Annotated in this window: 23 protein-coding genes; 8 read left to right on the top strand and 15 right to left on the bottom strand. The window is 69.7% G+C overall.

Annotated elements, in window-relative coordinates:
- Positions 1 to 133: 133 nt before the first annotated feature.
- Positions 134 to 763 (bottom strand): isochorismatase family cysteine hydrolase, encoded by a 630-nt coding sequence (locus ACFYX0_RS17020; RefSeq protein WP_388970997.1) that lies wholly within the window; start codon positions 761 to 763, stop codon positions 134 to 136.
- 93 nt (positions 764 to 856) lie between these two features.
- On the opposite strand from ACFYX0_RS17020, the gene ACFYX0_RS17025 reads away from it, so the two are divergent.
- On the top strand, positions 857 to 1,396 hold the full coding sequence (locus tag ACFYX0_RS17025) for a TetR/AcrR family transcriptional regulator (RefSeq protein ID WP_388970999.1): 540 nt from the start codon (positions 857 to 859) through the stop codon (positions 1,394 to 1,396).
- Between the two features lie 51 nt (positions 1,397 to 1,447).
- Here the strand turns inward: ACFYX0_RS17025 and ACFYX0_RS17030 are convergent, their stop codons facing one another.
- From ACFYX0_RS17030 to ACFYX0_RS17045, 4 genes are all read right to left on the bottom strand, one after another.
- On the bottom strand, positions 1,448 to 2,470 hold the full coding sequence (locus ACFYX0_RS17030; RefSeq protein WP_388971001.1) for an alcohol dehydrogenase: 1,023 nt from the start codon (positions 2,468 to 2,470) through the stop codon (positions 1,448 to 1,450).
- Between the two features lie 283 nt (positions 2,471 to 2,753).
- Positions 2,754 to 3,530, bottom strand: a complete 777-nt coding sequence (locus ACFYX0_RS17035; protein WP_388971003.1) for a polysaccharide lyase family 7 protein — start codon at positions 3,528 to 3,530, stop codon at positions 2,754 to 2,756.
- 37 nt (positions 3,531 to 3,567) lie between these two features.
- Complete coding sequence (locus ACFYX0_RS17040) at positions 3,568 to 4,875, bottom strand: ThuA domain-containing protein (protein ID WP_388971005.1); 1,308 nt, start codon at positions 4,873 to 4,875, stop codon at positions 3,568 to 3,570.
- Positions 4,876 to 5,122: 247 nt separating this feature from the next.
- A complete protein-coding gene (locus ACFYX0_RS17045) occupies positions 5,123 to 6,022 on the bottom strand; it encodes a LysR substrate-binding domain-containing protein (RefSeq protein ID WP_388971007.1) in 900 nt (299 codons plus the stop codon).
- Positions 6,023 to 6,174: 152 nt separating this feature from the next.
- On the opposite strand from ACFYX0_RS17045, the gene ACFYX0_RS17050 reads away from it, so the two are divergent.
- Positions 6,175 to 7,185 carry an aldo/keto reductase gene (locus tag ACFYX0_RS17050; RefSeq protein WP_388971009.1) on the top strand — a complete coding sequence of 337 codons (1,011 nt, stop codon included), beginning with the start codon at positions 6,175 to 6,177 and terminating at the stop codon, positions 7,183 to 7,185.
- Positions 7,186 to 7,271: 86 nt separating this feature from the next.
- A complete protein-coding gene (locus ACFYX0_RS17055) occupies positions 7,272 to 7,688 on the top strand; it encodes an SRPBCC family protein (RefSeq protein ID WP_355916545.1) in 417 nt (138 codons plus the stop codon).
- Positions 7,689 to 7,737: 49 nt separating this feature from the next.
- Here the strand turns inward: ACFYX0_RS17055 and ACFYX0_RS17060 are convergent, their stop codons facing one another.
- The 4 genes from ACFYX0_RS17060 to ACFYX0_RS17075 form a co-directional block, all read right to left on the bottom strand.
- A complete protein-coding gene (locus ACFYX0_RS17060) occupies positions 7,738 to 9,021 on the bottom strand; it encodes an AMP-binding protein (protein ID WP_388971011.1) in 1,284 nt (427 codons plus the stop codon).
- Positions 8,961 to 9,470, bottom strand: coding sequence for an AMP-binding protein (locus tag ACFYX0_RS17065; RefSeq protein ID WP_388971068.1), 510 nt, complete (start codon positions 9,468 to 9,470; stop codon positions 8,961 to 8,963). The genes ACFYX0_RS17060 and ACFYX0_RS17065 overlap by 61 nt, the downstream gene beginning before the upstream one ends.
- A 90-nt stretch (positions 9,471 to 9,560) precedes the next feature.
- Positions 9,561 to 9,818 carry a hypothetical protein gene (locus ACFYX0_RS17070; protein ID WP_388971013.1) on the bottom strand — a complete coding sequence of 86 codons (258 nt, stop codon included), beginning with the start codon at positions 9,816 to 9,818 and terminating at the stop codon, positions 9,561 to 9,563.
- Positions 9,782 to 10,354 carry an aromatic amino acid lyase gene (locus ACFYX0_RS17075; protein WP_388971070.1) on the bottom strand — a complete coding sequence of 191 codons (573 nt, stop codon included), beginning with the start codon at positions 10,352 to 10,354 and terminating at the stop codon, positions 9,782 to 9,784. The genes ACFYX0_RS17070 and ACFYX0_RS17075 overlap by 37 nt, the downstream gene beginning before the upstream one ends.
- Before the next feature lie 94 nt (positions 10,355 to 10,448).
- On the opposite strand from ACFYX0_RS17075, the gene atpF reads away from it, so the two are divergent.
- Positions 10,449 to 10,961, top strand: coding sequence for a F0F1 ATP synthase subunit B (gene atpF / locus ACFYX0_RS17080; RefSeq protein WP_388971015.1), 513 nt, complete (start codon positions 10,449 to 10,451; stop codon positions 10,959 to 10,961).
- A gap of 24 nt (positions 10,962 to 10,985) precedes the next feature.
- On the opposite strand, the gene ACFYX0_RS17085 is transcribed toward atpF, so the two are convergent.
- The 3 genes from ACFYX0_RS17085 to ACFYX0_RS17095 form a co-directional block, all read right to left on the bottom strand.
- A complete protein-coding gene (locus ACFYX0_RS17085; protein WP_388971017.1) occupies positions 10,986 to 11,636 on the bottom strand; it encodes a GNAT family N-acetyltransferase in 651 nt (216 codons plus the stop codon).
- Between the two features lie 39 nt (positions 11,637 to 11,675).
- Complete coding sequence (locus ACFYX0_RS17090; RefSeq protein ID WP_388971072.1) at positions 11,676 to 12,137, bottom strand: GNAT family N-acetyltransferase; 462 nt, start codon at positions 12,135 to 12,137, stop codon at positions 11,676 to 11,678.
- A gap of 171 nt (positions 12,138 to 12,308) precedes the next feature.
- Positions 12,309 to 12,764, bottom strand: coding sequence for a MarR family winged helix-turn-helix transcriptional regulator (locus ACFYX0_RS17095; protein ID WP_388971019.1), 456 nt, complete (start codon positions 12,762 to 12,764; stop codon positions 12,309 to 12,311).
- A gap of 68 nt (positions 12,765 to 12,832) precedes the next feature.
- Here ACFYX0_RS17095 and ACFYX0_RS17100 point away from each other — a divergent pair, with 68 nt between their 5' ends.
- The 4 genes from ACFYX0_RS17100 (at position 12,833) to ACFYX0_RS17115 (ending at position 16,187) form a co-directional block, all read left to right on the top strand.
- Complete coding sequence (locus tag ACFYX0_RS17100; RefSeq protein ID WP_388971021.1) at positions 12,833 to 13,246, top strand: hypothetical protein; 414 nt, start codon at positions 12,833 to 12,835, stop codon at positions 13,244 to 13,246.
- Entirely contained in the window at positions 13,243 to 14,829 is a 1,587-nt protein-coding gene (locus ACFYX0_RS17105) for a multicopper oxidase family protein (protein ID WP_388971023.1), read from the top strand. The genes ACFYX0_RS17100 and ACFYX0_RS17105 overlap by 4 nt, the downstream gene beginning before the upstream one ends.
- Before the next feature lie 243 nt (positions 14,830 to 15,072).
- Positions 15,073 to 15,186, top strand: a complete 114-nt coding sequence (locus tag ACFYX0_RS17110; protein WP_388971025.1) for a hypothetical protein — start codon at positions 15,073 to 15,075, stop codon at positions 15,184 to 15,186.
- 203 nt (positions 15,187 to 15,389) lie between these two features.
- Positions 15,390 to 16,187 carry an IclR family transcriptional regulator gene (locus ACFYX0_RS17115; RefSeq protein WP_355920623.1) on the top strand — a complete coding sequence of 266 codons (798 nt, stop codon included), beginning with the start codon at positions 15,390 to 15,392 and terminating at the stop codon, positions 16,185 to 16,187.
- 63 nt (positions 16,188 to 16,250) lie between these two features.
- Here ACFYX0_RS17115 and ACFYX0_RS17120 read toward each other — a convergent pair whose 3' ends face one another.
- The 3 genes from ACFYX0_RS17120 to ACFYX0_RS17130 form a co-directional block, all read right to left on the bottom strand.
- Complete coding sequence (locus tag ACFYX0_RS17120; RefSeq protein WP_388971027.1) at positions 16,251 to 18,689, bottom strand: FAD-dependent oxidoreductase; 2,439 nt, start codon at positions 18,687 to 18,689, stop codon at positions 16,251 to 16,253.
- A 226-nt stretch (positions 18,690 to 18,915) separates the two neighbouring features.
- Positions 18,916 to 19,881, bottom strand: coding sequence for an ABC transporter substrate-binding protein (locus tag ACFYX0_RS17125; RefSeq protein ID WP_388971029.1), 966 nt, complete (start codon positions 19,879 to 19,881; stop codon positions 18,916 to 18,918).
- A 13-nt stretch (positions 19,882 to 19,894) separates the two neighbouring features.
- Entirely contained in the window at positions 19,895 to 21,820 is a 1,926-nt protein-coding gene (locus ACFYX0_RS17130; RefSeq protein WP_388971074.1) for an ABC transporter permease, read from the bottom strand.
- Between the last annotated feature and the right edge of the window lie 50 nt (positions 21,821 to 21,870).

The following is a 21,870-nucleotide window of genomic DNA, read 5'->3' on the forward strand; positions in this document are numbered from 1 at the left end:
GGTAAACCGCCGGGAAACGTGGCCATTTCCACGACGGTCCGCTCGACCGGCTCTACGTCCTCGCCGGCGAACTCCGCCTCGTCACCGGCTCCCGGCTCCCGCGGCGGGCGTCACGCCCCAGCGCCCCCCACGGTCACGCCACTCCCTCCCGGAGGGCGGCGACGAGCTCCGCCGTGGTCAGGATGGCGTGGGCGAAGGTCGGGCCGTTGAGCTCGTGCGCGGCGTGCATCATCTCCGGCTGGAAGGCGGCCGTGGCATCGCGGACGAGTGTCACGTGATAGCCGAGCTCCATGGCGAAGCGAGCCGTGGACTCGATGCAGGTGTTCGCCAGGAGGCCGACCAGCACCACATGGGAGATGCCGTGCTGCTTGAGCTGGAAGTCCAGGTCGGTGTTCGCGAACCCGCTCTGCGCCCAGTGCTCGTGGACGACGACCTCGCCCGGCTGGGGCTGGAAGTCGGGGTGGAACTCCCCGCCCCAGGTACCTCGGGCGAAGCTGTGCCGTTCCATGACGGAGCGCTGGGTCGGATTGGGGTGGTCCCACGTCTCGTAGTCACCCGGTTCCCAGCGGCGGTGCGGGACGAACACCACGCGGGCGCCGGCCTCGCGGGCGGAGCCGACCACGGAGCGCAGATTGTCGAGCAGACCGACCTCCTGGGCCACGGGCTCCACCCTCGGCCAGATCTTGCCGCCCTCGGAGAGGAAGTCGTTGTAGGGGTCGACCAGCAGGACCGCCGTACGGCGGAGGTCGTAGGTCTCGGACATGGTTCTCCTCAGATTCGGATGACTGACAACCCCTGATCCGAGGATTACATTTGGCAGACAGAGAAGGCGGCGTCCCGCGAGCGGGTGCTGCGCATGGCCGCCCGCAAGGTCCGCGCCGAAGGGGTCACGCGCCCCGGCGTCGCGGAGCTCATGAAGGAGGCAGGTCTGACCCATGGCGGCTTCTACAAGCACTTCGCCTCTCGGGACGATCTGATCGGCCAGGCCGTCGCTCTGGCCCTGGCCGAAGGGTCGGCGAAGATGCAGCGGGCCGCACGGAAGAACGAGCAGGCGCCCCACCGCGGACTCATCGAGTCCTATCTGAGGAAGCAGCACCGTGACGCTCCGGCCACCGGATGCGCCCTGGTCACCCTCGGCGCCGCCGCGGGACGCGGCGACCAGCGGTTCAAGGAGGCCTACGAGAAGCAGGTCCGCGCCTATCTGGACCTCATCGCCGGCCCGGACGGCACCTCCGAGGAGGCCCGGGCCGAGCCCATGCTCATCCTGAGCGCGCTGGTCGGCGCCCTGCTCATGTCCCGGGCCGTGGCCGACCCCGGCCTCTCCCACGAGCTGCTGACCCGTGTCACCGGTGAACTCGCACGGTACGGATCACCGGACTCCGCTCCCCCGGCCTGACTGCGGCCGAGCCCCGCACCCGTCGGGCCGCACGCGACCTGGACGCGGGTATCAGCAGGTGAGGACCATACGGAAGCGGGCGGCGCCGGACAGCATCTTGCGGTACGCCTCGTCGGCCTCCTCCAGCGGTACGGTCTCGATCATCGGCCTGATCCCGTACAGAGCGCTGAACGCCATGGTGTCCTCGACGTCCTGTGAGGTGCCGGAGGCATGGCCACGCATCGTCTTCGCGCCCGTGACCAGCTGAAGGGGGCTGACCCCCAGCGGCTCGGGCGCCAGCCCGATGACCACCAGTTCACCGCGGTGCGTCAGCCCGTCGGCGGTCGCCGCGATGGCGTCGGAACTGCCGGCGGTGGCCAGGACGACCTTCGCACCGCCGAGCGACTTGAGCGCCTCCGCGGCGCCGCCCCCCGCCGTGCTGTCGACGTAGTGATGAGCGCCGAGCCGCTTGGCGAGGTCGGCCTTGTCCGCCCCACGGGCGATCGCCACGGTCTCGAAGCCCATGGCGACCGCGTACTGCACGCCCAGGTGCCCGAGCCCGCCGATGCCCAGCACGGCGACCACATCGCCCGGCCGGGCGGAACTGCGCCGCAGTCCGTTGTACGTCGTCACACCGGCGCAGGCCATGGGCCCGGCCGCGCTCGCCGCCAGCCCCTCGGGGATCCGGGCCAGGGCGTCGACCGGCGCGATCACCGCCTCGGCGAACCCACCGTCGTACGTCCACCCGGGGACCTGGAGGGTCTGGCACATGATGAAGTCGCCCTGTCTGCAGGGCAGGCAGTGACCACAGCTGCCGCCGAACCAGCCCACCGCCACCCGGTCGCCCACCCGCCAGCCTCTACCGTGCGTTCCCTCGCCGAGCTCCTCGACACGCCCGGCGATCTCATGCCCGGGAACCACCGGAAACGTGATGCCCGCTACCGTGCCGTCCACGAAGAAGGCGTCACTGTGGCAGACACCGCACGCCTCCACGGCGATCCGCACATGGCCGGGGCCCGGCGGCGGCACCTCGCGTTCGGTGATCTCCAACGGCCCACCCGCGGCATTCACCTGCGCAACTCGGTAGGTACTCATCTGTCTCTCCGGAACGGGTGCGGAAACCCCCATAAGCCAGCACACCAGCTCCGGACCGATCGCGCGCGCCGAACGAGGCGAGGCCCACTCCGTGTCTCGGGTGGGCTAGGCCCTGTCGTCAAACTCCCGCCTGCCCCGCGACGCCATGCACGCACTCTCGCCGCAGAGCCCGCCCTCCGGGCGGACGACGGCAGTTTGACGACAGGACCCAGGAGGCGCCGGGACCGGCAGCAGGGTCCGCCGCGCCGGTGAGCGGGCCTGCTGCCGGTGCATGCGCGGCGGATCAGCTGTGGGAGACGGTCAGCCCGTAGAACGCGACCCGGGCCCCCTTGGTGGTGCTGTCCGACGACGACTGGTTGTAGGAGCCGGCCTTGAAATACTGCTTGTACGGCTTGAAGGACGAGGGGATGGAGTAGTGGGTGGTGCTGCCGTTGACGGTCAGGTCGATGGTGTTGCCCCCGGACACACCGATGGTGTAGCTCCAGGTCTTCCCGATCGACACATGTCCCACCGTGTGCGGGGTCTGGCCGCCGGACGGTGAGTTCTCGGTGCCGAGGACGATGTCACCGTTGGCGTGGTAGTACAGCTCCAGCAGCGGCTTGGTGGACGATCCCCCGGTGCCGAGGTGGATCTGCCCCACGCACACGTTGGACGTCACGGACACCACGCGCAGGGTCGCGTTCAGGCGGTGGGTGCCGCTGAGCGACCAGTTCGCGGCGCTGCCGTCGTGGTTCATCTCCCTGAGTTCGGAGCGGGCGTAGTTGGAGTTGGGCGTGGTGACGCCCTTCTCGGGCGCCCAGAAGGTCATGGCACCGTCGCGGGTGTCGGTGTAGAAGTACGAGTCCTGGTAGCCGTTGGGGCCCTGGAGCCGGGACGACGGGATCGTGGTCGGGGATCCCGGGGAGCCGACCGGCTCCTGGAGCTGCCATGTCGACAGGTCGAAGTTGCCGCCGGGTGCGACCTTCGGGTTCGCGGCGTTCGCGCTGCTGGTGCTGAGGGCAGCCAGTGTGGCGACGACAGTCGCTACGGTCGCGGTCGCGAGGAGCCTGCTACGCGTCATGTGGGGGCCTCCGGTGGGGAGAGAGCGGTGTGGAGGGTTATTGCGCGGTGAGCTGGAAGGTCTGGGCGCCGGACCCGTCGCAGCCGCGTTGGGTCAGCTGGATGCTGTTGTCGGAGGTGGCCGCGGCGCTGAGGCACCTGCCGCTGTGGCGGGCGACGAAGTGGTAACGACCGCAGCTCTCCTGGACGGGCTGCCACTGCTGGTTCTGGCCGCCGGAGTAGGACCACAGCTGCAACGGGGCGTTGTCCGCCTGGGAGCGGTCGGTCACGTCGACGACCTGCTGGGGGTTGCCGCGGGCGGCGATACGGACGTAACCGCTGTCGGTGGAGCGGAACCGGAGCTGCTGCGCGGCGGTGTTGTTGCAGGTGTACTGCTGGATGACGGTGCCGTTCGCGGTGGCCGCGGCACGTGCGTCGACGCAGTCACCGTTCCCGGCGTTCCGCATGGTGTACCAGGACGTCTCGGAGATCGGGCCGGAGGGCGGCTGGGTGTCCCCGGCTCCGCCGAGCCACTTGAGCCCGTCGAGCAGGAACTGGTTCTGCGTCGGGCTGGCGAAGGTGGACGACAGGGTGGTGTTGGTGTCGTAGTCCATCGCGTTGTGGCCGAAGTTGGCGTACAGCATGCGGTACTCGGTGTTCGTCCACAGGATCGGGTAGTAGCCGCTGTACCAGCTCTGGTCAGGGTCGGTCCCGAGGGGGAAGCTGCTCCGGTCGATCGAGGCCAGGATCTTGATGTCGGGGTTCTGGCGCAGGTCGTTGGACCAGCTGTACCACTCGCTCACCGACGAGGTGAAGGTGGACGGCAGGTTTCTGGTGGCCGGGTGGCTGCGGTCCTCGACCCGGAGGACGGCCGTCGTCGGTCCCCAGGTGTTGGACTTGAAGTTGCCGCTGCCGAGGAACTGGTTGTGGTACCAGGGCCAGCTTGCGGCGTCGGTGGTGAAGGCCGAGACATGGAAGCCCATCCAGGCCCCGCCGCCCCGCATGTACTGCTCGAATCCGGCGCGTTGGGCGGCGGTCTGCGGCAGGTCGTCGAGGAAGAGCACCACCTGGTAGCCGTTGACCCCGCCGTTGGCGAGGAGGTCCCAGTTGTTGCTCGCGGTGTAGGTGAAGCCGTTCGCCGCCGCCTGCCGGGGGAACCAGTCGTTCGCCTCGTGAACGAAGCTGATGTGCGCGGCGTCCCAGGTTCCGTTGTAGAGGGCCAGCACCTTGAACGGGGACGCGGCGTGAGTGGTCGCCTGCGCGGGGGGAGTCGCCAGGCCCAGCAGCGCGGCCAGGAGGATGAACAGCCTCAGCACTTTACGGGAGCCGACGGAGTGTCTCACGACGCTGAAGTGGGGCTCAGCCATGGCGTCTTCCAGCCTTCCGCGCGCGATGACGATGGAGGGAGCCACGAAGTCGAGTTCAACGGGCTGAACGTTGGGTGCATTCTTGGACCTCTGGCGACCTGAGAACCTAAAGGTCTGAACCAGACACGTCAAGAGGTGAAGCAAAGGCGGCGTCCCGCACGCGAGGGACGCTCACTTCCTGGAACTGGTCACCGGACCGCTCGCGGGCGGGTGTTCGGCATGTTGGCCCCGCCCGGCGTGCGCGGACTCAGCCCGTCGCACCGCCACCCAGCACCAGCGAGCGGAAGGCCGCCACCACCGAGCGCAGATCGATGCGGTGCCAGGCGGCGAAGAGCCGTACGCAGGCGTGGTGCCAGGGCAGTTCACGTACGGCGACGCCCTCGGTGGCGCCCCGCAGCATGCTCTTCTGGATCAGGGCCAGACCCAGGCCCGAGGCGACGAGGCCGAGTGCGGTCAGCGGCTCGGCGGCTTCGAAGCGGACATCAGGGGCGAAGCCCGATGCCATGCAGGAGGCGATGAAGGCGTCCCGCCAGGCGGGATCCTCGGAGTTCTCCACCGCGACCCACGGCAGCCCGTCCAGATCGGCGGGGGCGAGGTCCTTGCGGCCGGCCAGCGGGTGGTCCGCGGGGAGCACGAGCAGCAGCGGGTCGTCCAGCAGCGGCGCGGAGACGAGATCCGGGTCGCCCTCGGCGGGAGGCTCGTGGACCAGGGCGATGTCGAGACTGCGCTGACGCAGCCCTTCGAACTGCTCGGCGGGGGTCAGGCTGTACAGCGCGACATGGATGCCGGGGTTCCGCTGGTTGAGCACCCGCAGAGCATTGGGCAGGATGCCGGTGTGCATGGCGTGGGCGGCGTATCCGATGCACAGTCCGCCCTCCTCGCCGCGGCCCAGGCGGCGGCCCAGGTTCTCCAGCCGGTCCGCGTGCCGCAGCAGGGCCTTCGCCTCGGTGAGGAAGACACGGCCGTCCACCGTGAGCTGGAGGCGCTGCTGGCTGCGCCCGAAGAGGGTCAGGCCGAGCTTCTGCTCCAGCTGAGCGATCTGCCGACTGAGCGGAGACTGGGAGATGTGCAGGGCCTCCGCCGCTCGGCCGACATGTTCCGCCTCGGCCACGGCGACGAAGTAGCGGAGCTGGCGCAGATCGAGCATGTGAGACCTCGGGGGACTGAACTCAGTCCAAGTGTGTCTTGGACAGTCTGATGTCTCGATCCTAGCGTGGAGCACGCACAGCCAGCGGCCCGCCGAAACGCGTTCAGCGCGGCACCGGCGCACCGCCACCCGATCACTGCGAGGACATCTCCATGAGCATCACCACCCTCCTTCCCGGACGACTCGGCTTCGGCACCGCCCCGCTGGGCAACATGTTCCGGGCCATCCCGGACGACGAGGCCGCCGCCACCGTGGAGGCGGCCTGGCAGCACGGCATCCGCTACTTCGACACCGCGCCCTTCTACGGCGCGGGCCTGTCGGAGATCCGGCTCGGCGAGGCCCTGTCCGGCCGCCCCCGTGACGCCTACGTCCTGAGCACCAAGGTCGGCCGCATCATCCTCGACGAGGTCGAGGACCCCGCCGCCCGCGACCTGGGCGAGAAGGGTGGCCTCTTCGAGCACGGGCGCCCCAACAAGATCGTCAACGACTACTCGGCCGACGCCACGCTGCGCTCCATCGAGGACAGCCTCAAGCGGCTCAGGACCGACCGGCTCGACATCGTGTGGGTGCACGACGTGGCGCAGGACTTCCACGGCGACCAGTGGCTGGCCGAGTACGAATCGGCCCGCACCGGAGCCTTCCGCGTTCTGGACCGGCTGCGGGACGAAGGCGTGATCAAGGCCTGGGGGCTGGGCGTCAACCGGGTCGAGCCGCTGGAGCTGACCCTGGACCTGGAGGAACCCCGCCCCGACGCGTTCCTGCTCGCCGGCCGCTACACCCTGCTGGACCACAGCCGGGCGCTGCAGCGCCTGCTGCCCGCCGCGGCCGCGCAGAACGTCGACATCGTCGTCGGCGGCCCGTACAGCTCCGGCGTTCTCGCCGGCGGCACCCACTTCGAGTACCAGAAGGCGCCCGCCGACATCGTCGCGAAGGTGGAGCGGATCAAGGCGCTCGCGCAGCAGCACGGGGTCGGCATCAAGGCGGCCGCTCTGCAGTTCTCGCTGGCTCACCCCGCCACCGTGGCGGCCATCCCCGGCGCCACCCGGCCGAGCCGCATCGCCGAGGACGTCGCCGCACTCGACGAGACCGTCCCGGCCGCCCTCTGGACCGCGCTCCGCGCGGAGAAGCTGATCTCCCCCGACGCCCCGGTGCCCACCGCCTGAGCCCAGGCCGCGCACTCCCCCTCTTCGACCCCGCCGGCCCCCCACTGCACGAACCCCGCCGGCACACTCCCCTGGAGGAACCCCCCATGGCCTCGACCACCGTATCCCTGGAGATCCCCGTCACCGCCGACCGTGTCTGGCAGCTGATCGGCGGATTCGGCAACCTGCCCGAGTGGCTGCCGTTCATCCCCGGCAGCGAGCTGAGCGAGGGCGGCCGGGTACGCAGTCTCAAGAACGAGGACGGCGGCGTCATCGTCGAACGGCTGGAGGCCTTCGACAACAAGGCCCGCACCTACAGCTACTCGATCGTCGAGGCTCCCTTCCCCATCACTGGCTACCTGTCCACCCTGAGCGTGCACGAGCTGCCCGGCGGACAGACCGCGCGCGTGGAGTGGTCCGGGACGTTCACCCCCGTCGGAGTGACCGACGAGGAGGCCGTGAGCCTCTTCCACGGCATCTACACCGACGGACTGGCCGCGCTGCGCCAGACACTCGTCGGCTGAGCACCTGTGCCGGTGCCCCGGCAGGCAGCGTCGGCCCGTCGCGCCGACGTCACCTGGGGCACTGACGTGCGCTGATCACGAGTGCGGGGTCCGGGTCGTCGGCGCAGAGCAGATCGACGACCTCCTTGCGCCGGTCGGTCACCACGCGGTGGTTGAGGTACCCCTTGTCGGTGATCTCGCCGTCGTCGATGCTCGGCGGCTCGGCCACCAGCGCAAGCCGTTCGACGCGCGACGCGGCCCCGGCGCCCGCGTTGAGCCTGGTCAGGACCGCGGCGAGGTGCCGGCTCAGTCCGTCATGGCCGAGCAGTTCGGTGACGTGGGCGGCCCGTGTGCCGAGCAGTTCGTTGGCCGGGGCCAGCGCCAGCCAGCCGATCGCCGCGATGTGCGACCGGTCACCGCCGACCAGCACGACGTCGGCCAGCACCCCGGCGGCCGACAGCAGCGCGTTCCGCAGGCGGCCCACGACCACCCAGGTGCCGCTGGCGAGCTTGAAGTCCTCGGCGATCCGGCCGTCGAAGGCGAGCCCGAGGCGGAGGTCGCCTCCCGGGTCGAGCAGCCGCACCGCGTCACCGCTGCGGTAGAAGCCCTCCTCGTCGAGGGCGCCGGGGACGTCCATGCCGAGGTACCCGGGGGTGACCGAGGCGCTGCGCATCCGGAGCTCGGTCCGGTCACCAACCGGGGCGAGCTTCAGCTCGACGCCGGGCAGCGGGATGCCGATGCCCTCGCGCACGCCTCCATAGGTGGATGCCGCCGCGGGCCCCGTCTCGGTCGCGCCCCACGACGACACGACCTCGATGTCGCGCCCGGTGGCCGAGCGGGCGACGGCACGCAGCCGCTTCCGCAGGGTGTCCGGCAGGTCGGCGCCCGCGTAGAGGAGGATCCTCGCGCGCGACAGAACCCGCCGGGCGAGTTCGGGATCGCTCTCCAGCCGCTGGACGAGCAGGCCGTAGCCGGCCGGTACGTTGACGCAGACAGTGGGCGGCAGCCGGCGCAGCGCGTCCACGGTGCGCTCGAACGCGTCGGGCAGCGGTGCCCCGTCGTCGATGTACAGACTCCCGCCGCTGCACAGCGCCAGGTGCAGGTTGTGGTTGCCGCCGAAGGTGTGGCTCCATGGCAACCAGTCGCTGAGCACGGGCGGTTCGTCTTCCAGGAAGGGCCAGATCTGCCGGAGCATCTGCTGATTGGCGCAGAGCATCCGGTGGGTGTTGAGCACTCCCTTGGGGGTGCCGGTCGAGCCTGAGGTGAACAGGATCTTCGCCACCGTGTCCGGTGTCAGTGACTCGTAGGCCCGCCGCACGGCGCCGGTGACGACGGTGCGCCGTAGCGTGTCCACGACACGTCCCCCGTACGGGGCCGCCGTGAGACCACCGTCTCCGGGGACGTGCCGGCCACGGCCGCCGCCGCGTCCAGGGCGGCCCGGAAGCGGTCGCCGTCGTCGGCGTACACCAGTCCCGGCCGGACCAGAGCGGAGATGGCGCGCACGCGTGCGTGGTCGGTGCTGCGCAAGGAGTAGGCAGTGCTGACCGGGACGAGGGGGACGCCGGTGAGATAGCCGGCGAGGGTGAGCAGCAGATGGTCGAGGGAGTTGCCGGACAGCAGGAGCACCGGGCGCTGCGGGCCGCACCCGCGGTCCAGGTACGCCTGGCCCAGCGCGGCCGCGGCCTCCGCAGCCGCGCCGTACGTCAGCGTCCGCCAGCCGTCCCCCGTCCCGCTCGGCCGCCAGCGTCCGCTCCGGGCACTCGGCCGCCCAGCGGCGCAGCATGTGCGCGAGCGTCGGCGGATGGTCCGGCAGCTCCTGGCCGACGCGCAGCACCCGGGTGCCGTCCGCGCGCTCCTCGCAGGTCACCTCTGCGAGGGCCGCCACGTTCGTGCTCACCGGATCGTCTCGCCGGACACGGTGTCCTGCGTCTCTAGTTCGACCACACCGCGCAGATCACCGGAGCGGATCAGCGTGACCACGCGTTCGATGTCGGCGTCCAGCGGCCGGTCGCGGTCCAGGAACGCGCAGACACCGCGCACCGCGTCGTAGGCCGCGCGGGTGGGAAGGCTGAGGTGTTCGAGGCCACGCAGGTCCGCCGCCTGGCACAGGGCGATCAGGTAGATGGCCGCGATGCGCTGGACGAGTTCCACCACGAACGGGCGTCGCGGGCCGCGATCGTGCCCATGCTCACCTTGTCCTGGTTGTGCGCCTCGGTGGAGCGGGAGAACGACGCTGCCGGCATGGTCCGCTTCAGCGCCTCGGCGGCCAGCGACGAGGCCGTGATCTGCATGCCCTTGAAGCCGTGGAACAGTCCGGCCTCGAAGTCCTCGGGTCCCAGCATCGGGATCAGGTTCGGAGTCAGGCCGTTGTTGAACTTCTCGTCGACGACCAGCTCCAGCTGACGGTCCGGCAGATCGCCGACGCCGCCGACCGCCGTCTTGACGGCGTCCATCGCCTGCGCCACATCACCGCCGTGGAAGTTGCCGCCGTTGCGCACCGCGCCGTCGGTCACGTCGAACAGGGTTTGTCGTTGGCGGAGTTGACCTCGACGGCCAGCCACCGGTAGGCCCGGTCGGCGGTGTCGAGCAGAACGCCGGTGACGCGGGGGGGCGCAACGTATCGAGTACGGTCCGGTCGAGCCCCCGACACCGACGCCTGGGCACTCCGCCCACCCCGACAGCCGCAGCGAGAACTGTCAAACGCGTTGCCGACCAACCGAGTTGGGTAAGAACTCGCATCTGAAGCTCCCCAATATTGCAATATCTTCCTAAGATCTTGGCATGGGCATACTCATACCCCGGCTCGCCCCGACACTCGTGTGCTTGCTGGCCTTCGCCGTGATCTTTGTTTCCTTCACCAAGATCCTTCTGCCTCGGATCAACAAGGCCCTCGCCGAACGGCAGGACGCCATCGACGGTCAGCGGGAACAGGCCGAGCAGGCGTCGATCGAGGCCGCTGAAGTCCTCGCCGAGTACCGTGAGGAACTGGCCGAGGCGCGGCACGAGGCGGCTCGCCTGCGCCAGGAGGCTTCGGAACAGGGCGCACAACTGATCGCCGGGATCCGCGCCGAGGGCCTGCGGGAACGCGAGGAGATGCTCGCGGAAGCTCAGGCACAGCTCGCGACCGACCGGGTGATCGCGGCAACAGAGCTTCGAGGCGCCGTCATTTCACTGGCCACGGAGCTGGCCGGCCGGGTGGTCGGCGAGCCGATCGACAGTGTGGCCCACGAAAGCGACATCGTGGACCGCTACTTCTCGGACCTTGACGCGCGCAACGCGGCAGGATTGCCGTAGTCCTGCGCGCTCCTGCTGAGATGATCAACGGGCAGGAGAGACGGGAGAGACACGTCGCGGTGGACACGAAGGGCTTCCCTGCGAGGAGGGCCGTTCGTCGCCTCGTATTCGGGCGTGGAGATGTTCATCGTGCCACCCGTCCGTATGCAGCAGGGCGCTTCGCATAGTGCCTTCCAGAGCGAACCCGGCCTTCGTCGCAACTCGACAGGAGGCCGGGTTCGCTACGGAATGGGTGAGGCGCAGCCGGTGCAGACCGAGGTCATCCATCGCCCACCGGCTGACCCGAAGGGTCGCATCGACCATGACGCCACTACCGCGACCGGTCGGCAGCAGCCAGTAAAGGATCTCAGCGCTCCCGCCCTTGAGATCGATATCGCCCCAACCGATCAAGCCCATGGGCCGCTCACCGACCTGTGCGACAGCCCAGATCGCCGATTGCTCCGACTTCCAGCGCTCGTGCCAGCGGACGATCCGCTCCTGGGCATCCTCCAGTGACACGTCACGCCCTGGACGGTTCCACTGCTGGATATCCGGGTCCAGACAGGCGTCCACGATGACCTGGGCATCGTCCTGCCGCCACGGACGCAGTTCTACGTCCCCGGTGAGCCGGAACACCGGTTGTTCGCTCTGGCTCATCCGCCCTGCGGGGACCACGGCGGGTGTCGAAGCGATCATCGCTGCATGATGCCACCCCGGCAGGCTTGGTGGAATACCTCACGACGGCGCTGCATAGCAGCGGATGTCCACCGTCCGCTGCGGGCCCCACTGCTGCTCGACCGTGGCCATCAACTCCCAGCCCAGCCGCTCGTACAGGGCTACGGCGGCAGTGTCGGATGCGACGACGTCGAGCACCGGATGCAGGCCCCGATGCCGCGCTTCCCGCACTGCTTGGCCGATCAGCAGTGCACCGATCCGCTGCCCCCTCGCCTGCGGGGCGACGAACAGTCTGCTGACCACGGCGGTCGCACCCCGCGTCGCCCCGTTGCGCTCGCTCCACAACTTCGGGGCCAGGTCGCCTTCGCCGCCCTGCGACAAACTGACATGCCCAATGAGGCGGCCGCCAAGCTCGGCGACCCAGGTGCCCAGCATGGGGCCGTACGACAGCCACTCGCCGGGCCGCTCGGGCCAGTTCACCGGATAGCCGTCACGCCGATGGACCTCCGCGAGGACGCGCACGCACTCCTCGACATCACCATCGGCCCTCCGCCGCACAAGGGGGCCCGGCCTCTCCTCGGCTGCCTCGGAGCTCTCGATGTTCACTCCGGAGTGCGCGAGCGGCGTGAACGGGCTGTCGATCAACTCGCCGGCCTCAGATCAGTGCCCGGCCCTGCCACTGCCATGGAGCTGCTAAGCCTCCTCGGCCGTGATGAAACGTCCCAGGAGCGTGCACAACAGCTCCTGGTCGTCCTCCTCCATGCAGTCGAGAAGCCCGGCGCCCACCTCGTCGCTGATCCGTGAGGCGTCGGCGAACAATGCTTTGCCCTCGTCGGTCATGTCCACCGCGTAGGCGCGCCGGTCGGCGGGAGAAGGCCGCCGCACGGCCAAGCCACCAGCCTCCAGATCGTCGACCGTGCGCACCATGGCGGACTTGTCGCTGCCCGTGAGATCGATGAGCTGTCGCTGGCTGAGCGGCCCGTGCGTGGCGAGGTTGAGCAGGACACCGTAGTGCCGGCCCTCGATGCCCAGTGGGCGCAGAGCCTCGGCGAACGTCCGGGCGGCGCGTCGCTGGGCGAGGCGGAGCAGCGGGCCGATGCGTGCGGGACCGGTGCCGAGCGCGGGGGAAGGAAAGTCGGGCGCGTTCATCGTCATCCAGCATAGGGCAAGACGAGATTGATCCCACCGGGATAGTCTCGTATGGCACTATCTTGTTCATGTCTAATTTGATTGTGCGGCCTTGGACCCTCGCGGTCTTCCGGGCCGTGGTGACCTGCGAGGCCGCCCTCGCACTCGGGCAGGCCGTACTGGCCGGCAGCTTCCTGTCCGGGCACTACGGGGCCCTCGACCTGCACGCCCTCAACGCCACGGCCACCGGGCTGACCGCGCTGGCCCAGATCGTGGCCGCGCTGCTGCTGTGGCGGCCCGGCGGCGGGCCAAGTTGGCCGCTCCTGGCCGGTATCGCGCTCTTCGGCGCAGAGGCGGGACAGATCGCCATGGGGTATACGCGGGTGCTCGCCGTTCATGTCCCGCTGGGCGTGGCGATCATCGCCTGCACCTTCCTCATGTTCGGCTGGGCCTGGCGCGCGGCAGCAGCAGGCCCGAACCGTGCCCGGGCGGAGCGCATATGACCGGGGGCATCGCCAGACGCCGCCTGCTCGGCGCGGCTGTCCTGGGCGGTGGCGCGCTCACCGCGGGCGGATGGGCCATGGCCGGCGGGTCACTGACACCGGGGCAGCCGGGGCTGCTGCTGCGCAGCCAGACAGCCCTGCCACGGCCGTACGCGGTGCCGCTGCCCGTCCCGCCGGTGCTCGCGCCGGCGCGCTCCAGCGGCACGACGGATGTATACGAGATCACCCAACAGACAGCGCGGCTGCGGATCCTACCGGGGCTCAAGACGACCGCCTGGACATACGGCGGCACCTTCCCCGGGCCGACCCTGGTCTCCCGCTCGGGCCGCAGGACCGTGGTACGGCACCGCAACGAACTGCCGCACCCGACCGTGGTCCACCTGCACGGCGGCCACACCCCTTACGGCAGCGACGGCTATCCGACCGCACTGATCCTGCCGCGCAGCGGCACGGCCTCAAACCCCGACGGCATGGCAGGGATGCCGGACATGTCCCCGGGGGCCGCTGCGCGGGACGACGTCGCAACCGAGCGGACGTACACGTATCCGATGCAGCAGCGGGCCGCCACCCTCTGGTACCACGACCACCGCATGGGCTTCACCGGCCCGAACGTCTGGCGCGGCCTGGCAGGTTTCCACCTCGTACACGACGACGAGGAAGAGGCACTGCCCCTCCCACGTGGTGAACGAGACATCCCCTTGATGATCGCCGACCGGGCCTTCGCCGCCGACGGCTCCTTCCGGTACCCTGCCCTGGACCCGGCCCAGCACACGCCCGGTGTCACCGACCCGTACATGGACGGCGTCCTCGGCGACGTCCTTCTCGTCAACGGGGCGCCCTGGCCGGTGCTTGAGCCACTGAGGCTGCGCTACCGCCTGCGCCTGCTCAACGCCTCCAACGCCCGCCGCTACCGTCTGGCGCTCGACCCCCCGCCGCCGGGCGGCGGCGGTCTCGTGCAGATCGGCGGCGACGGCGGACTGCTGGAAAGGCCGCTCGCACACGACACCCTGGACATCGCCCCGGCCGAACGCTTCGACGTGATCGTCGACTTCTCCCGCTACCGGCCCGGTACCCGCGTGCGCCTGACGAACCGGCTGGGCAGCGGCAGCACGGCGTACGTCATGTGCTTCGACGTCTCCACCGCCCGGCCACCGGCCGACGACTCCCGCATACCGGACCGACTGTCCGCGACAGCCGCGCCGCGGCCGGAGCGGGCCGCGGCGACCCGCACGTTCCACTTCCAGCGGCGGGCCGGATCCACCGGCTGGACCATCAACGGCCGCCCCTACGAGCCCGGCAGACCCCTGGCCACCGTCCGACTCGGCACCACCGAGCTATGGCGGTTCGTCACCGACTTCCACCACCCCGTACACCTCCACCTCAACCACTTCCGGGTGACCGCCCGCAACGGCCGGTCACCCGGCCCCTACGACGCGGGCTGGAAGGACACCGTGGACCTGCGCCCCGCCGAATCCGTGGAGATCGTCACCCGCTTCACCGACTACCCGGGCCGGTTCCTGCTGCACTGCCACAACCTTGAGCACGAAGACATGGCCATGATGGCCGACTTCGTCACGGAGTGAACGAGCCCCGGGGGCCGCAGGGACGATGCGGTGGTGGACTCGTACTCCGCCGGTCCGCCACCGCATCGCATCGCATCGCATCGCATCGCATCGCATCGCATCGCATGACAGCAGGGTTCACCGGTACCTCGCCTTCAACCGCGACTGACAGCCTCTCTTTAGCAACAGGCCTCAGCCCCCGGCCTTGATCAGCGGCGCGTCTCCGTCCCGTGGGCCGGCGGAGTTCTGGTCACCGACGGCGAGTTGGTTCTTGGCGCGGCAGGAGCTTCGGGTGCCCATGCGGCCGAAGACGAAGAGGCCGTGCAAACGGCACTGCAGCGGTGGCAGAAGAGCCGTTCCACGGGTGGACAGGAGTGACACCCGCTCAGGGTGAAACGGTGGAGGCCGTCAGGCATCGTGACCGGAGCGGGGCAGCGGGATGTGCGTGATGGATGCGGCGGCCAAAGAGTCTGCCGTCGCTTGTCCTGCCGGGATCCCGGTCCTGCTCCGCGGTCTCCTCGATCAGGCTGTCGGTCCGGAGGCCCTGCGTGTGCTGGGCAGCGTCTACGTATAGTTGCGCCATGAGCAACCATGGGGCGGACGGCGAAGCAGCGGGTCCCGGGGCGGGCGGGGTGCAGTCCGTCGACCGTGCCGTCAGCGTTCTGGAGATTCTCGCGCGGCGCGGCGAAGCGGGGGTCAGCGAGGTCGCCGCCGAGATCGACGTCCACAAGTCGACCGCGTTCCGGCTGCTCGGGGCGCTCGAGGCACGCGGTCTGGTCGAGCAGGCGGCCGATCGGGGCAAGTACCGGCTGGGCTTCGGGATCGTGCGCCTCGCGGGCGCGGTCACGGGTCGCCTCGACCTCACGCAGCAGGGCCGGCCGGTGTGCGAGCGGCTGATAGAGGAGGTCGGCGAGACCGTCAACATCGCGGTTCTGCAGGAGCACTACGCGGTCAACCTGTATCAGGTGCGCGGCCCGGGCGCGGTCGGCTCGCACAACTGGGTCGGACAGCTCACCCCCGTACACGCCACGTCCAGCGGCAAAATCCTGCTCGCGCACCTGCCGGCGAAGGAGCGCGCCCGAGTGCTCGCGGCCTCCGGATTGCGGAAGCTGACGCCGCACACCCTGACCGCCAGGACGAAGCTGGAGAAGAACCTCGCCGAAGCACGCGAGCGCGGGTACGCGGTGACGCTGGAGGAGCTGGAGATCGGGCTGCACGCGATGGCGGCCCCGATCCGCTCCAGGGACGGCGAGGTCATCGCCGCCGTCAGCGCATCGGGGCCGGCGTACCGCTTCACCGAGGAACGTATCCACGAACTCGCGCCCGCGCTGGTCAAGGGCGCTCAGGAGATCAGCCACAGGATGGGCTATCTGGGTTGAGTCCTCTCCTGACCGGCGGCGGGCGGCAGGGCCTGGTCAGGCCGCGGTTCTCCTGCTTCGGGGCTAACCACGGAGGCGGGACATGGCCGGGTCGAACAGGGGTTCCTCGGCCACCACGGCCTCGATGCGCTGGTCGAAGTAGCCGATGTGCACGATGGTTCCGGGGGTGGCCAGCTCCACCGGGAGCCAGGCGTAGGCGATGCCCTTGCCGATGGTGTAGCCGTAGGCGGCGCTGGTGACATAACCGACGGCGCGGTCGCCGTCGTACACCGGTTCCTTGCCCATGACCACCGCGCGCGGATCGTCGATGGTCAGGCAGCTGAGCCTGCGGCGCACGTCGGTCTTGCGGCGCTCCAGTGCGGCCTTGCCGATGAAGTCGCCCTTGTCGAGCTTGACGGCGAAGTCGACGCCCGCCTCGTAGGGGTCGTGCTCATAGGTCATGTCGGTGCCGAAGGAGCGGTAGCCCTTCTCCAGGCGGAGGCTGTTGAAGGCGCCGCGGCCGGCGATGATGCCGCCCAGTGGCTCGGCCGCGGCCCAGAGGGTGTCCCACAGCTTCTGGCCCAGGTCGGCGGTGGTGTACAGCTCCCAGCCGAGTTCGCCGACGTAGCTCAGGCGCATGGCGGTCACCGGGACGCTGCCGATGTGGGCGCGCTGGGCGCGGAAGTACTTGAGGCCGTCGTTGGAGAAGTCCCGGTCGGTCAGGGGCTGGAGGACCTCGCGGGCTAGCGGGCCCCACAGGCCGATGCAGCAGGTGCCGGCGGTGATGTCGCGGACCTGGACGGTTCCGTCGGCGGGCAGACGGCGGGTGAGCCAGTCGAGGTCGAGGTTGCCGTTGGCGCCGATCTGGAAGACGTCGGGGGCCAGACGGGCGACGGTGATGTCGCTGCGGATGCCGCCGTCGTGGTTGAGGAGCAGGGTGTACGTCACCGAGCCCACGGACTTGGCGACCTTGCCGGTGACCAGCCCCTCCAGGAAGCCGGCGGCGCCGGGGCCGCTGACCTCCAGGCGCTTGAGGGCCGTCATGTCGTACAGGGCGACGGTCTCGCGGGTGACCTGGGCTTCGGCGCCGACGACGGGCGACCAGTAGCGGGCGGCCCAGTCGTTGGGGGTGGGGATCGTGCGGCCCTCGACCAGGGACGCGTTGGCCTCGTACCACTGGGGGCGCTCCCAGCCGTTCGCCTCAAGGAAGAACGCGCCGTGTTGCTGCTGGCGGGCGTAGAAGGGGCTGGTGCGGATCGGGCGCGGATTTCCGGCCGGCTGGAGGGGGTGGAGGATGTCGTAGACCTCCACGAAGTTCTGGCAGTCGCGGGCGAGGACGTACTCCGGGGAGAGCTGGTGCGGCTCGAAGCGGTTGATGTCGCACTCGTGCAGGTCGAAGGAGGAGCAGTGGCCGTCGACCAGCCATTCGGCGACGGCCCGGCCGACGCCCGCGGAGTGGGTGACCCACACGGCCTCGGCGACCCAGAAGCCCTTGACGTGCGGGGACTCGCCGAGCAGCGGGTAGCCGTCGGTGGTGAAGGAGAACAGGCCGTTGATGCCCTCCTCGATCTTGGCCTCGCGGGTCGCGGGGAGCAGTGACCGGGTCTCGGTCCAGGCGTCCTCGAAGTCCTCCTCGGTGAACTTCAGGACCGAGGGCATCTCCTCGGCCTCGTCCACGGAGAGGATGTCGTCGGCGGAGACGGGCATGGGGCGGTGGCCGTAGGAGCCGATGCCGAGTCCGTCGAAGCGGTCGCGGTAGTAGAGGTCGGCGTCCTGGTGGCGCAGGATCGGGCGGACCGCTTCCTCCGTCTGGCCGGCGAGGGCGGGGATCGGGCCGGTCCAGGCGAGTTGGTGGGCGAGCGGGGTGAGCGGCAGGTTCATCCCGACCATGCGGGCGATCCTCGGCCCCCAGATGCCGGCGCAGCACACGACGATGTCGGCGGGGATCTCGCCCTGGTCGGTCAGCACGCTGGTGACGCGGCCCTCGCTCTGCCGCACGTCGAGGACCTCATGGCGGGCGAGGAAGCGCACACCGCGCCCGGTGGCCCGGCGGATCTGGGCCTCGACGGCCAGGACGGCCTTGGCGAGGCCGTCGGTGGGGACCAGGAGTCCGCCGAGGACCTTGCCGCGGTCGACCAGGGGGTGGCGCTCCACGCACTCGTCGGGGGTCAGCAGTCGCGCCTCGATGCCCCAGGCGGTGATCCAGCCGTGGCGGCGCCGGAGTTCGGCGAGGCGCTCGGGGCTCGTCGCCACTTCGAGGCCGCCGACCTGGAGGAAGCAGGGCTTGCCGTCGACGTCGAGGGAGCAGAACTTCTCGACCGTGTAGCGCGCCAGTTCCGTCATGGTCTTCGAGGGGTTCGTCTGGAAGACCAGGCCCGGGGCGTGCGAGGAGGATCCCCCGGTGGCCGGCAGGGGTCCTTGGTCGACCACGGTCACTTCGGTCCAGCCGCGTGCGGAGATCTCGTCCGCGAGGGCCGCTCCCACGACGCCCGCTCCGATGATGACCACTCGGGGTCCCGCCATCGCCCAACCTCCGAACTCGAGAACGGTTCAGTTGCTCTTTACGCAACGTGATTCAGGTTGTGCAACTCAATGTGCCCGTCGCCAGGAAGGGTGTCAAGGGGGCGGTGACCTCGGAGAACAGCCCGGAACACGGCAACGCCCGGCGGGCGGTGCGCACCTGTGCACACCGCCCGCCGGGCGTCCTCAACCGACCGCTCCCCGACTCCCGTTACGTCGGCCGCCTCGGCTACTTCAGCCAGGCGTCGACCTTGTCGCGGTTCGCCTCGACCCACTTCTTGGCAGCCGCGTCGTCCGACATCTTGTCCACCGCGATGTACTTGGCGACGGTGTTCTGGTCGTCGTTCGTCCAGTGGAACTTCTTCACCAGGTCGTACGCCGGACTGCCCGACTTGGCGAACGTGGCGCTGGCGATCTTGTCCAGGTCGTAGACGGGGTAGTCGCAGGCCACCTTCGCCGCGTCGGCGTCGCAACCCGCCGTGTACTTGGGCAGGTTGACCTTGACCAGCGGCACCTCCGACATGAACCACTGGGGCTCGTAGAAGTAGCCGACCATCCACTGCTTGTTCTTCTCAGCCGTCTTGAAGGCCTGGATGAGCGCGGTCTCGCTGCCCGCGTACACCACCTTGAAGTTCAGCTTCAGGTTCTTCACCAGCGCCGCGTCGTTGGTTACGTAGGACGGGTCCCCGTCGAGCAACTGGCCCTTGCCGCCGGACTCGGAGGTCTTGAACCGGTCGGCGTACTTGTTGAGGTTCTGCCAGTCGGTGATGTCCGGGTGCGCCTTGGCCAGCCACGGCGGCACGAACCAGCCGATGACGCCCTGGTTGCCCGTCGAACCCGCCTCGACGGCCGTCTTCTGCTCGGTGATGTACTTCTTCTTCAGATCGTCGTGGCCCCAGTTCTCCAGGACGGCGTCCACCTCACCGGTCCCGAAGCCCTGCCAGGCGATCTCCTCCTTCAGGTCCTTCTTCTGGACCGTACAGCCGAGATCGTGCTGCGCCACATACGCGACGACCGCCGCGTCCGCCTCGTAGCCGATCCACGGGTTGACGGCCAGGTTGAAGGTGCCGCACTTGCCGCCCGAGGCCTTCGAGCCCGCGGAGGCGCTGTCGCCGACCTTCGCGCCCGAGCAGGCCGTGAGGGTGAGGCCGAGGACGGCCAGGCAGGCCGCGCCGGTTCGCCAGTGTCTTGCCATGGTGTCGTGCTCCTTATGCCCTGGTGCGTCGTGCCGCAGCCTGAGTGATCCGGTCGAACATGACTCCGAGAAGTACGATGGCGAGTCCCGCCGCCAGCCCCTTGCCGTACAGCTCTCCCTGCGAGAACCCGGCCACGACGTCGTAGCCGAGGGCGCCGGCCCCTACCAGGCCGCCCACCACAACCATCGACAGCACGTAGATCAGACCCTGGTTGGTCGCGAGCGTCAGGGCTCCTCGTGCCATCGGCAGTTGGACCTTGGTGATGATCTGCCAGGTGTTGCACCCGGCCGAGGTGGCCGCCTCCACGGTGGCCTCCGGCACGTTCCGCACACCGTCCGCGATGATCTTGATTGCGACGGGCGCCGCGTAGACGACGGCCGCGACGATCGCGGTGAACCGGGTGGCGCCGAAGAGGGCCAGGAACGGCACGAGATAGACGAACGGCGGCATGACCTGTGCGGCGTCCAGGGTGGGGCGCACCAGCCGGTCCACGAGCTGACTGCGTCCCATCCACACTCCGAACACGGCGCCGAGCAGCATCACCAGCACCGTGGCCACGGCGGTCGAGGCGAGCGTGGTCATGCTGTCCGACCACAGGCCCGTGCCGACCAGCAGCCCGACACACACGGCGGCCGTCACCCCGGCGCGCCATCCGCCGAGCACCGCGCCGAGTGCGACCAGCGTGACGCCGACCAGCCACCACGGGGAGTCGGTGAGCAGCGTCTGGAACGGGTCGAGCAGACCGTTGGTGAGGGCGTCGCGAAGGGCGTTGGTCAGGCCCGAGAGATGGTCCTGCAGCCAGGTGGTCGCCGTGTCGACCGCGCTCGCGATATGAGTGCCGGTGCTGCCGTTGCCGGGGAAGTCGGCCGCCCAGACGTAGGTGTGGGACAGATACACCAGGACCAGGACGGCGATCCCGCCCGCCGCCAGCAGCGGTCGGCGCCATCTGCGGAGGGTGCCGCCCGTGCGGCGGGCCGTCTCGGTGCGCACGGCCGCCGCCGTGGTGACCCGGTCGAGCACGATGGCCATGACGACGATGGCGAGGCCCGCGTTGAAGGCGGTGCCGACGTCGAGCGACTGCAGGGCCTGGACGACGGTCTTGCCGAGGCCGGGCGCGTCGATCAGGGCGGCGATGGTCACCATGGCCAGAGCGGCCATGATGGTCTGGTTGACGCCCATGACCACCGTGCGTTTGGACATCGGCAGCAGCACCTTCAGCAGTTGCTGCGACCGTGTCGTGCCCAGCGAGTCCGCCGCCTCGACGGTGGTCTCGGGCACGGAGCGGATGGCGTGCGCGGTGATACGGATGGCGGGCGGCGCCGCGTAGATCACCGTGGTGATCACGGCGGAGGCCCCGCCGATGAGAAAGATCAGGGTCAGCGGGGCGAGATAGACGAAGGTCGGCATCGTCTGCATGAAGTCCAGGAAAGGCGTCATGATCCGGTTGAACCGGTCGGACAGACCTGCCCACAGGCCGAGCGGAATCCCGATGAGCAGGGCCACGAGGACCGCCGACAGGGTCAGCGCCAGCGTGTCCATGCTCTCCTGCCACAGGCCCTGCAGCCCGAAGAAGGTGAAGCCGGCCGCGGCCAGCAGGGCCACCCGCCAGTTGCCCACGGCCCAGGAGACATAGCCGGCGAGTCCGACGACGCCGAGCCAGCCGATCTGCGGGACCGGGCGGCTACCGGTGGGCTGGGAGATCAGGGACTGGACGAAGGTCACCAGGTTGTCGATGGCCAGACGGATCTCGTTGAAGAAGTACAGGAAGAGCGGGTTGGAGTTGCGGTTGGCGCCGATGCTGTCGTTGACGTCGTTCAACCAGCGGTGCAGACCGGTCAGATCGGCCGCCGCGAGGGTCAGCGTCTGGCGGCCGCGCAGCACCGCGAAGAGCACCAGCCAGACGATCAGGACCGCCGCCACCGCCGTACGGCGGCTCATCTTCCGGCGCAGGGTCGCGACCGGCGCGGTCGCGTCGGCGGCGACGGCCA

Source organism: Streptomyces sp. NPDC002573 (genome assembly GCF_042889625.1).
Lineage (GTDB): Bacteria > Actinomycetota > Actinomycetes > Streptomycetales > Streptomycetaceae > Streptomyces > Streptomyces gibsoniae.